At 45.8% G+C, this 10,753-nt stretch carries 10 protein-coding genes, 1 tRNA gene and 1 pseudogene; 3 read left to right on the top strand and 9 right to left on the bottom strand.

Features of this window, described 5'->3' with window-relative positions; translation table 11 throughout:
• The 7 genes and pseudogenes from cdc6 to QCH34_RS01730 all read right to left on the bottom strand — a co-directional run.
• Positions 1–277: pseudogene (cdc6, locus tag QCH34_RS01760) on the bottom strand (cell division control protein 6); the annotation flags it as partial.
• A 135-nt stretch (positions 278–412) separates the two neighbouring features.
• Positions 413–2,575, bottom strand: coding sequence for a hypothetical protein (locus tag QCH34_RS01755; protein ID WP_300329077.1), 2,163 nt, complete (start codon positions 2,573–2,575; stop codon positions 413–415).
• A gap of 194 nt (positions 2,576–2,769) precedes the next feature.
• On the bottom strand, positions 2,770–3,495 hold the full coding sequence (locus QCH34_RS01750) for a hypothetical protein (RefSeq protein ID WP_300329074.1): 726 nt from the start codon (positions 3,493–3,495) through the stop codon (positions 2,770–2,772).
• A 188-nt stretch (positions 3,496–3,683) separates the two neighbouring features.
• Positions 3,684–3,755 (bottom strand) — tRNA-Ala (locus tag QCH34_RS01745).
• Between the two features lie 183 nt (positions 3,756–3,938).
• Positions 3,939–5,156, bottom strand: a complete 1,218-nt coding sequence (locus QCH34_RS01740; protein ID WP_300329071.1) for a nicotinate phosphoribosyltransferase — start codon at positions 5,154–5,156, stop codon at positions 3,939–3,941.
• 233 nt (positions 5,157–5,389) lie between these two features.
• Entirely contained in the window at positions 5,390–5,596 is a 207-nt protein-coding gene (locus tag QCH34_RS01735) for a DUF2281 domain-containing protein (RefSeq protein WP_300329068.1), read from the bottom strand.
• A 405-nt stretch (positions 5,597–6,001) separates the two neighbouring features.
• Positions 6,002–6,562, bottom strand: coding sequence for a GNAT family N-acetyltransferase (locus QCH34_RS01730; protein WP_300329065.1), 561 nt, complete (start codon positions 6,560–6,562; stop codon positions 6,002–6,004).
• Between the two features lie 427 nt (positions 6,563–6,989).
• On the opposite strand from QCH34_RS01730, the gene QCH34_RS01725 reads away from it, so the two are divergent.
• Positions 6,990–7,196 (top strand): hypothetical protein, encoded by a 207-nt coding sequence (locus QCH34_RS01725; RefSeq protein WP_300329062.1) that lies wholly within the window; start codon positions 6,990–6,992, stop codon positions 7,194–7,196.
• A 109-nt stretch (positions 7,197–7,305) separates the two neighbouring features.
• On the opposite strand, the gene QCH34_RS01720 is transcribed toward QCH34_RS01725, so the two are convergent.
• Positions 7,306–7,986 carry a GNAT family N-acetyltransferase gene (locus QCH34_RS01720; RefSeq protein ID WP_300329059.1) on the bottom strand — a complete coding sequence of 227 codons (681 nt, stop codon included), beginning with the start codon at positions 7,984–7,986 and terminating at the stop codon, positions 7,306–7,308.
• A gap of 361 nt (positions 7,987–8,347) precedes the next feature.
• Here QCH34_RS01720 and QCH34_RS01715 point away from each other — a divergent pair, with 361 nt between their 5' ends.
• On the top strand, positions 8,348–9,019 hold the full coding sequence (locus QCH34_RS01715) for an MTAP family purine nucleoside phosphorylase (RefSeq protein WP_300329056.1): 672 nt from the start codon (positions 8,348–8,350) through the stop codon (positions 9,017–9,019).
• A gap of 2 nt (positions 9,020–9,021) precedes the next feature.
• Positions 9,022–10,341: an amidohydrolase gene (locus tag QCH34_RS01710; RefSeq protein ID WP_300329052.1), complete on the top strand. Its 1,320-nt coding sequence runs from the start codon at positions 9,022–9,024 to the stop codon at positions 10,339–10,341.
• A gap of 82 nt (positions 10,342–10,423) precedes the next feature.
• Here the strand turns inward: QCH34_RS01710 and QCH34_RS01705 are convergent.
• Positions 10,424–10,753, bottom strand: a 330-nt coding sequence (locus QCH34_RS01705; RefSeq protein ID WP_300329049.1) for a hypothetical protein, incomplete at its 5' end; no start/stop codon positions are given.

Here is a 10,753-nt window from a genome sequence, read left to right as displayed (position 1 = left end):
GGATCAGGGTATGTGAGACCTCCCTGAGTTCGGCAAAGAGGTGGTGGATACAGGTGGTCTTTCCGGTGGCGGGGAGCCCCCGGCAGAGGATGTTGGCCGGCCGCTGGCCCCGGAGCCCCGGCCTGATCAAAAATGCCAGCTCCTCGAGCTCGGCATCGCGGAAGAGCACCTGGTCGGGGATGTGATCGCATTCGAGGATATCGGCGTCCTTAAAGAGCGGCTTATCGGAAAAGGTGAAGTTTCGTGAGACAATCTGCGAACTGCTTTCTGAATTCATACAATAAGAACGCAGTCCAGGTAATAATGGATGAACCGTGCGTCGTGAAAGTGTTTTGGGGGGGGAGGAGGGGGGATGGATACCACCTTGTTTTCAACTTTATAAATGACGACGAGTTTTCCTATAAAGAAATAATTATAGGTTATTCAATATAGAAAGCGTTGAGGCGATTATTGGCAAAAGATCTTTTACTCCTTGAGCTACTGAAGATTTAGTAATGTTTGTTTGAAGTTGAGATAAATACCTCTTAAGTGTTGATTCATTTATTTCCTTAGGCGGCGGATCGATTAATCCTGATTCAAATGCATTTTCTGATTCAAGTATGTCAAGAATACCAAATAATTTTTTCATTATTTTCGGATCCAATTCAGCATCTATCTGAATGTTTACAGTATCCCCATTTATTATAACTGTATTTGAATTATTATAGTAATATGTTTTTGTAGACACAGATCTTAAAGTTTTAATTTCTTGATCTTTTAATTGGTTTTCTTCTCGTTGTTTTTTAAGGGCAAATTTATATCTCTCACGCTCAGCTTCATAATTTTCAATTTGTTGCTGAGTCAAACTATATTTCTCCATTAATACCTGAAGGTTGGTAAGATTCAGTATTTCTACTGCTTTTTGATCAGCCAATTCAGAATTTTTATCATATAGAGCTTTCTGCAAGTCATCCTTTAATGGAGATTGAAGAAAAATCTCATATAAAATTTTTGCATTCTCTTCCCCGATACCTGTTTTAATTGCAACTAATTGAGAGTATTCACCCAACGTCAACTTTGGATGAGCTATCCGAGCAGTATAACGAAGTAATGCGAGAGCGAATTCTTCTTCTTCATTCTCATCAATAGAAATATTTGAAAATACATGAATGTAATTTAATAATATCCGGGGCTGAATAACAAAACCAAATTCATTATGTTTCATTAAATTTGCTTGATTAACCGCAGATAGACGATTATCATAACTCAAAAACCAAGGCCCATATTGTTTATTCGCACTCTTTTTCTCATTATCAGTTTTTATTTTATATATATATGCCACAGATAATGCATCATGATCATATGATTCCTCTGATTTAAATTTTTTATGATTCTCGGAATTATAACCAATGCGTCCATTGTTTGATACTTCATCATATGTTTTCAAAGCTATTTTGACAAGGTCGAAAATGGTGTCATCACAATTAGTTGTGATTTTATGTTCAAGAGGATAAATATTATACCTTTGAATAAATATTTCCCAATTACTGAGATAGGTACTATATTCACTCCATGTTGTTTCCTGTTCTTCTTTATCCTTAAAGTAATCCAATATAAGTTGGTTGTCACTTGGTGCTCTCCTACTAGTCACGCCGATATTGCTCATTTCCGTCATTACGGACTTAATTAAATTATTTAATTCATTTTTACATAAACTGCTATATCTAAGAGGTATTTTAGATTTTTCGCACTGTTTTACTAATGCAACGGATAATGAATGTTTAGGGTCAGTCTTTGTTAATAAAGTGATTATGAAATTGGTATCTAATAGCAATAGAGATACAGAATCTGAAAAATTGATATCTAATGATTTAAATCCTTGTTCTCGCTTTAATAAATTAATATTTATAATCGCATCATAACAACTAGAGATGAGTGTTAATAAATTTTGATTATTAGATGCTTCGGAAGTAAGATAATCGATAATTGAGTTTTTTAATTTTTCATTAAATTTTTGATCTGGAAAACATACATTATCCACAATAGAACTTACTAATAATTGGATATTATCTATGGGGATAGATTCAACCTGACTCTCAAAAGGCTCTGAGAGCGTAAATTGTGAGATTATCTTAAGAATAATTTCATTAAAAGCTTTTTGAGCATTCTTATGAATATATCGATCATACTGAATTTTTTTATTTATTATATATTCTTGAAGAAATTCATTCCATACAGGACTTATTGACTCAGAAATATCAGGAATCTCAATATTATCAATAATTCGATAAGTTAATTCACCTATGTGCTCTATCAAACCCTCTTCTTCGAAAGTCGCAAGAATCGGTAAAACTAATTCCTTTTCGAATTTACACCTTATAAGATAATAAATTTTTTCAGTTAAATCTTGAAATTTAAAAGTATCATTGATTTTAAATTGACCAAGCGTTGTCAAGATAATATTTTTTCTTATATCTCGTCTTCTATCCAAAATTTTTCCTTTAGTCAATTTTGAAAGTTTAATTAAAATATCTTTATCTATTGTGGGGCATACATCGCCTTGATTAACAAATACTGACCCACCAGATTGTTGCATATATAAACCTCACTTGATTAATAAGTAATTTGAAACATATTTATAGCTTTTCATAGATATATTGACGAAATAAAAAAAATAATCAAGATATTTAAATAGCATTTTGGATATAATAGTGTTTAATATTTTAGATAACTTGATAGAGAATAAAATAATAATATTCAAATTTTAATTACAAGTTATTATGAAAAAGTTCAATTCCTTCTATATTCACAGAAGCAATCATATAATGTCATTATTGAGATAATATATATAGATAACAATATGAAAATATAATAAATATTTAATTTAAGAATTTGATCCAATAAATATAAAGTAATCAACATTAATAAGATTATTATTACTATAGCAATAATAAATAAAAAAATGAATTTATTTTTTTTCATTTTTAAAAGATGTACCGCAGGATGGTATATCCCCACCATCATCAATAAAACCAAGAAACACACATAAATAATGAATTGGATAGACGAGCCGATAATTGAAAACGTAATTAAATATAAAGCAACTAATCCGAACAGGAAAAGCGAAATGTAGCGAAATAAATTTAATATAATAACATTTAATGAACTATGAAACCAAGTTGTGTATGATTCTTTTTCTGTTTGTTCCTTTTCCGCAAGACAGTTTTTAATATAGGGATTTATTTTAAAAAATAAATTTATAGATAATAAAACTACAATGAATAGACTTAGAGAACTAGCCATCTCCAAGATAATACCATTATCATTTTCTGTAATAAATTGCGTAGGATACTTTCCCAAATACAGAGATATTGCCCCAAAAACACCAATTACTGCATAAATCTTAAAATAATCATTAATAAAATCTTCAATTGTACATCCTTTTATGGCATATCCGCAATGCGAGCAATATTTCAAATCATCAGGAATATTTTCACTACAATTATTACAACGCATTTATTTTAGATCATTCATTCATAATATAAAAACATTTTGTTTATAATCCACAATTTGCTCTAAAAAATTAATAATAAAATAAGTAATTATTGGCACAAAACCATTATAGATTAAAAAAAATAAAATTCGAAAAAAATTAAAATTATTTTTTTGACTATCTTCCTGCAATTGAAAATGTTAAATAAAAATGGACCGAGCGGGAATTGAACCCGCGGCCTCTACCATGCCAAGGTAGCGATCTACCCCTGATCTATCGGCCCAGCAACGATTGCGTCCTGAGATGATTGTATCCAGCGGCAATGACGCCCACTGACCTTATACTATTCGCAGGAGTCGCATAAATAGATTGTTTATTGGATATCACGGGGCCCCCGGCACTCCCCCGTCCTTCGCACCTCTTTCGTCCTTCGCATCTTGCCTGTCCATCACTTCTCTTCACCCCTTCACATCCCTTCCCTGCTCCGCATCTCCCCTGCCGCCCGCCGCCGGGATTCCTCTGTGCTGACGGTTGTAACCGGGCGGCCGGCCCGGATGAGCTCCACAAGCAGGGGGGCCGCCCCGGCGGGTGGGGTCTGGGTGTAGAGGAGGACGCGGCGGCCGGTGTGGGGGTTGCCCTGCTGGCTGCCGCCCTGGCTGCTCTCTCCTACGCCCTTCCCGCCGGCATGATCTGGTTCATCACCGGGAGCATCGTCCCGGCTATCGAGCCGCCAGACCTGCTTTCTTCCGCTGCGGCGGCCGCGTTTGGCTAAGGGGGTTCTGTCCTTCTCGACGATATCGGCCGAGAAGTCGATCACAGGTGCATTGGCGATGGCGCCGCCGACCCCGAAGGAATCGACGATATCGCGGAGGGCGGCGACGTCGGCTGCGGTGACGCCGCCGGAGAGGAAGATCTTCACATCCTTGTATCCATGGGTGTCGAGCTCCCACCGCACCTCCCCGATGATGGAGCGGATATCGCCCCGGCGTGACCGGGGGGTGTCGAGCCGGACCGCCGAGCAGCCGATTCTGGCGGCGGCAAGGGCCTCGGCCTTTTCATCCGAGAGGGTATCGCAGAGCATGATCCGGGGCACATCGGGATCGGCATGCTCCGCATATGCCGCCCACGCCGATTCAGGAGTATCAAAGGAGAGGACATAGGCGTGGGGCATCGTCCCGGCGAGCGGAATCCCGGCAGGGGCGGCCGTATTGCTCACCCCGGCAACCCCGCCGATCCAGGCAGCCCGCTCGATCATGGGGGCGATCGCCGGGTGCTGCCGCCGGGAGCCGAACGAGAAGATGGGCCGCCCGGCTGCGACGGAGACGATATGGGCGGCAGCGGTTGCGATCCCTGAGGCATGGCAGAGGAAGCCGAGAAGAGCGGTCTCGAACCGGGCGATATCCCGATATTTGCCCTCGATCACCATCACCGGCTCACCCTCGAAGAAGATCGAACCCTCGGGAAGAGAGTGGATCGTAACCGGCTTCCCGGAGAAGAGCTCCACCACCGAGTCAAGCCCCGCCAGGATACCAAACCCAAGCGGAAGCGACGCAACCGAGACCTCCATCACAACGAACGGGTTCACCCCTGCCTTCTCAAGCACCGCCTCGCAGCGGGGGAAGTAGATGTCGGTGCAGCCACCGCTCTGTATCAGATCAGGATCAAGACTCCCAAACCGGCTCATGGAAGTACAGATGAACGCAATCGGATAGAAAGATTCCGAAGGGTGATGGGGGGGAGAGGAGAGGGAGAAGGGGAAAGGAATTCGCCTTCATCTTCAACGAGGAGAGCGAGCTTTAAATATCTCCGGGCGTCTGCCTTCCGATAGGAGTTCGATCAAAATCACGGTCTTGACATCCTTAGCATGCTCTTGATCAAGAAGTAATTCAAGCCAAATATTTGTATCCAGAAGATACATCATTCACTTCGCCAGGATAACGACTGCTCCTGAAGCTCAAGAGCAGTATACGTAGTTCGATATCTCCTGAGAGCTCCAGCCCATGAAAGGCGAAGTGGCTTACCCTCTCCGGTTTTCTGTTTTCGAAGGAGCAAGGTAATAAAATCCTTTACCTCTTTCCGATTATCCGGCGAGAGTTCCTGTATAAGATCTTCAATTTCGGTCATATGGAGTTCAATTCCTGAATATTTTTTATATGAAGTCACTTGTCATTCCAAATGACGTCCTTCTGAATTGTATGTATTGGTTATTATCACAAGAATTTTTCCCTTATCCCTATGTATTCTATCCGATCATAACCACCCAACTACCAATAACTACTAATTACTACAAAATTAGTAGTTAACTACCCTCACCCAAACCAAGAGAGCCTTCGCAAATACCAATAAAGAGAGACAGTTACCCCGACCGCTTCTTCACGGCTCAGTCTTCAGAGAATGGGGCTCCAGATCCTTTGCCATCAGGCTGATACCCCCTTCAAGCCCCTGAAAGACACAGGCACCCTCGTAGAAAAACGCATCATAGGCAAGATACCCTCTCTCGGAGAAACCGCACCTCTCAAATGCCCGGCGTCACCGTTCACTTGTGCAGTCCGTTACAACCTGCCGGTACCCCAGCTCCATGGCGTGGGAAAGTATCTGCCGAATCAGGGCGGTGGCGATCCCCCTTCCCCGGTATGGCCTCTTGACACCTATCTGGTAGATATGCAGGACAGACCCCCGGATTACCCCTGATCTCTCCATGAACATATCTTCAAGTTCATCGATCATCGAGATCGCCTCAGGAAAGTGGCGGGATAACTCAGCCATCGGTGCACCTTCGGATGTTGGATCGTCAAGGAGGTCAATACAGAAGATGAATCCGGTGATTCCTCCTGTTTCACTGTCCCTTCCAATGAAGCTCAGGCCATTCTCAGCAAGCGCCAGAAAATACCCAAGTGCATCCTGATAGACAGCGTTTTTTTCCGGCGCGATAACACGGGATGTCGGCTCATCATCAAGAAAGACATCAATATAGAGCTTTGTGACCTCATCTATCCCGGAACTGGTAAGAAGAGAAAAGATCTCCAAAGGAAGGGGGGCTTCTGCCTCGAATGTTTCTTTCGTCAACGAACCTTGAATTCCTTGATCCATCGCTCATCCTCCGGGTATTGATCAATATGAATGGTACTTCCATAAGAAGAATGCAAGACATCTATCCAACAAAAAAAACCTGTTTAACCATATCAGATCATGATTTGTGGAGAGAAAACAAAACAGGGGAAAAAGCCCGCCCCGCCAGATGGTGAAGGTGACCAAAACCATCGGCCGCACAGAGCACTGGAGCAAAAAGCCTCCCCTAAATGGTAATTATCTTTCCCGGAATAAGAAACTATGCATCACCTTCATAAATACAAAATGATACACAGAGAACAGTTGGATGGATGAATCCCACACTCTATGGCTGCTGCCTGACAGGAGAGCCAATCAAAAATCCGCTTTCCTGATAGTCAGAAAACCTTAACCTCTGGAAGACAAGAGATTCATCTGCCTCACCAGAGAGGCGGGAGGAGAGAATATAATGGCAGGTTTTACAGATTGGATGGATGACCGGGTTCAGAAGCTCGGCTGGATCGATATGGGGCTGGTGAAGCTCAGCGTCTTTGCCTTTGCGCTCATGGTGGCAAAGCTCTGGGAGCCGATCCTGAGCCTTGAGTGGTACTGGTATGGAATCATCTTCGTTCTGGCAGCAATTCCGCCGATGATCAGGATCTTCAGGCAGGGGTAGCCCCTTTTAAAAGAAAAGCCCGGCAGGACCGGGAAGAAGTCCGGTGCAGGAGGCAGCCTGACCTCAAAAACGAGTGGGCACCAGTACTCAGCAGTACTGAGCAGTCCTCTCAACCGTCGAGAACCTTCTGCATCAGGTGGACATCCAGCTCGCAATGTGGTAACGGACGCCGTCCGTTTATGGTATAATTACTTACAGAGATACTGTTAATGCTGTGGAATCCGGCTTTCTCATGCAGCTTCCGGGATGCCGGGCTGGTGCATTCAGAAAAAGCATACTTAAATTCCCGGGCTTTGGCTTCCTGAAGGGCAGCCTGCAACAACCGGAATGCAATTCCCCGGCCCTTATATTCATGAAGAACGCCGATTGCAGCCACATGCAGGCATATACCCTCCCCCTGCCCGAAGAACTCCTGCATGGGGCGGCTGACCTCTTCCAAAAGCCCCGTTATTACCGAGATCTTCTCCATGTCTTCGCCGTCCATACCCAGAGGCATCTCCAATTCACCGGTGGCAACCGGATCATCACAGGCGATGATACCGACGGGACAGCTCTCCCGGCTGGAATCCCGGGCAATCCAGCAGAGTTCCTGGGAGAGGAGGTTCTTCTCCCCGCAATAGAGGGTCCGGGTGATGAAATCCATATGCTCCCGGCTTAAGCCGACGCACTCTGCCAATGGCTCATGCTCATAAAAAATATCAATATAGAATGGTACGAAAGGATCGAAATCGATACCTGAAAAACGGTCTATGACGATCTCCCCGCCTATCGGATTGGCCTCTTTCTTCATTAAACCGTGCTCCTGGATCTGCTCGTTGAAGATACAGATCTCACCTGTGAAGGTAGATTTTCACGAGAGAGGAGATAAAGCCCTCATCCCCTGATAAACGTCCCGTTTTGGTATTCTGTGAGAGCCTGCCTGAGATCATCCTGTGTATTCATCACAATCGGCCGCCACCGCCAAAGACATCCGCCGCTGCCATATACCCATCCTTAACGGCATGGGAGAAGAGAGCCCCCCAGGCATCAGATCAAGGTACTCCGGATCCGTCAACACCACCCCGGAGAGTATACAAAAACCATCTCATTCAATAATCCTGAAGTGAAACACTACTTCAGATGGCAGGATACCTGGGGAAGGAGCAGAGACCATGCTCGGAATAATCGGTGGAACAAGCCTCCTCTTTGCGGATCTCCCCCCGCTTGAAGAGAAGGTGATTGCAACACCTTATGGGAAAGCAACCGTCCATTGCGGGGAGATCTGCATGGTGCCACGCCACCAGAATACCCTTCCGCCCCACAAGATCAATCACCGGGCACATCTGGCGGCACTGAAGATCATGGGGGTCAACCGGATCGTGGCATTCGGTTCAGTCGGATCCCTGAAACTGGAGTATCCCCCCGGCACAATCGTCATCCCAAAAGACTTCATCAGCTGGGGCGGCATCCCGACATTCCATGACACCACCATCACCCACGTGATGCCCGGTTTCGATCATGACCTGATCGTCGGCCTCAGCACCATCCACCCGGATATAAAAATCGGCGGCACCTATATCCAGACGATCGGGCCCCGGTTCGAGACGGAGGCGGAGGTGAGGGCAATCGCAAAGATCGCGGATATCGTCGGGATGACGGTTGCAAGCGAAGCAACCCTCGCAGCAGAGCTTGGCATGAAGATCGCCGCTGTCTGCACCGTTGACAACTATGGAAACGGGATCGGCGACGAAGCAATCAGCTATGAGACCATCGTCGCTGCCGCAAAAGAAGGGGGCAGGAGAACAAGCATCATCCTTGAGAGGATTGTTAAGGAGTTTGGATAAGCATGATACCATTTAACAAGCAGACATCGATTCTGATCAAAGGCGCCACTCACAACTGCAGAAAGACCGACATCTTCATCGATGAGGGGAAGATCCAGGCAGTTGGAGAGGGGATCCGATCAGAGTACAAAGGCACAGCCGCATTTGAGATCGATGCCGGAGGCGACGTCCTCCTGCCGGGTCTTGTGAACACCCACACCCATGCCGCAATGAGCCTCCTCCGGGGATATGCAGACGACATGGTCCTCTTTGAATGGCTCTCACAGAAGATCTGGCCTCTTGAGGCACACCTCAATGGCGACGATGTCTACTGGGGAACACGGCTTGCCTGCCTTGAGATGATAAAAACCGGAACCATAGCCTTCAATGACATGTACTTCTTCATGGACAGGGCAGCCGATGCCGTCGAAGAATCCGGGATGTGGGCATGCCTCTCGCATGGATTCATCGATCTCTTCACAGAAGAGAAGCGTGAGGCAGAGATCAAGGCAACCATCAATCTCCATAACCATATCAAATCCAGAAACAACCCAAAGATCACCTTTGCAACCGGCCCCCATGCCCTCTATACCGTCTCGCCTGAGGGGCTTACCTGGTGTGCCGAGTACGCAAACGAACATGATGCCGGAATCCACATCCACCTCTCAGAGACAAAACAGGAGGTAGACGACTGCATCAAAAACAACGGCGTCTCACCAGCCGCCCACCTCGACAAATACGGCATCCTGACAGAGAGAACCGTCGCCGCCCACTGCTGTTATCTCGATGAGGCTGAAACCGAACTGCTCGGGAAGAGAAAGACCGCAGCATCCCACAATCCCGCAAGCAACATGAAGCTCGCAGGCGGAAGGGCAATCCCCTACCAGGCACTGAAAGGTGCTGGCGCCCCAGTGACGCTTGGAACTGACGGCTGCGCCTCGAACAACAACCTCGATCTCTTTGAGGAGATGAAGATCGCAGCCCTCCTCCAGAAGTTCGCAACTGGCGATCCAACGATCCTCCCCGCAGAAGAAGCGATTCAGATCGCATCCCATGCGGGTGCAGAGGCACTGAGAACGGGCGGCGGTATCATCGCACCCGGATATGCCGCCGACATCATCCTGGTGGACAGGAACGCGATCTGTAATACCCCCTTCCACAACCCAATCTCAAATATCGTCTATGCCTGCGGTGGCAACTCCGTCAGATCTGTCATCTGCGATGGCGCCATCCTGATGCATGACCGCGAGATCCCGGGAGAAGACGCAATCCTCGCCGGTGCAGAAGCAGCAGCAGCTGCACTGGTGGCCCGGAGAGAAGACGAGCTGAAGAATCAGTCCTGAAAACCAACAAACCTTTTTTTTCAGCAGAAACTGGAGAGAGTAGATCTTCAGGAGAATCGCGTACTGATCTGAAGGGATACAGTCAGGTATCGCTCTTCTGCCTCATGAAAATTGTTCCACTCCAGTAGAGGAAGAGCGATATGAGAGCCATCTGGATAAAAAGGCCAATTGAAAGGGCAATTGTGAACCATATGCCATATCCGGTTTCCCCGGCTGTTCCAAGGAGCCCGGCAATGGCATCAAAGAGCATCCCCGGAAGCGGCAGCCGGTCTGCAAAGAGCGGGAGGGGGCCTCCGTCCCGGATTTCGGGGTTGACAAAGAAGGCAAAGAAGAGCGGAATCTGAAGAATGGATCCAATGGAGAGGAGACTCAACCGGATTTTCCGGGAAAACTGCTCCGTAAAAAGGATATA

It is taken from the genome of Methanocalculus sp., assembly GCF_029762515.1.
GTDB lineage: Archaea > Halobacteriota > Methanomicrobia > Methanomicrobiales > Methanocorpusculaceae > Methanocalculus.
Note: the sequence above shows the minus strand (reverse complement) of the source record. Positions and strands in the feature narration are given on the sequence as shown.

Coding starts and splice junctions, on each gene's coding strand:
- QCH34_RS01755 (WP_300329077.1), bottom strand. CDS start 2,575: ATGCAACAATCTGGTGGGTCAGTATTTGTTAATCAAGGCGATGTATGC.
- QCH34_RS01740 (WP_300329071.1), bottom strand. CDS start 5,156: ATGAGCCGGTTTGGGAGTCTTGATCCTGATCTGATACAGAGCGGTGGC.
- QCH34_RS01750 (WP_300329074.1), bottom strand. CDS start 3,495: ATGCGTTGTAATAATTGTAGTGAAAATATTCCTGATGATTTGAAATAT.
- QCH34_RS01730 (WP_300329065.1), bottom strand. CDS start 6,562: ATGGATCAAGGAATTCAAGGTTCGTTGACGAAAGAAACATTCGAGGCA.
- QCH34_RS01735 (WP_300329068.1), bottom strand. CDS start 5,596: ATGACCGAAATTGAAGATCTTATACAGGAACTCTCGCCGGATAATCGG.
- QCH34_RS01720 (WP_300329059.1), bottom strand. CDS start 7,986: ATGAAGAAAGAGGCCAATCCGATAGGCGGGGAGATCGTCATAGACCGT.
- QCH34_RS01715 (WP_300329056.1), top strand. CDS start 8,348: ATGCTCGGAATAATCGGTGGAACAAGCCTCCTCTTTGCGGATCTCCCC.
- QCH34_RS01710 (WP_300329052.1), top strand. CDS start 9,022: ATGATACCATTTAACAAGCAGACATCGATTCTGATCAAAGGCGCCACT.
- QCH34_RS01725 (WP_300329062.1), top strand. CDS start 6,990: ATGGCAGGTTTTACAGATTGGATGGATGACCGGGTTCAGAAGCTCGGC.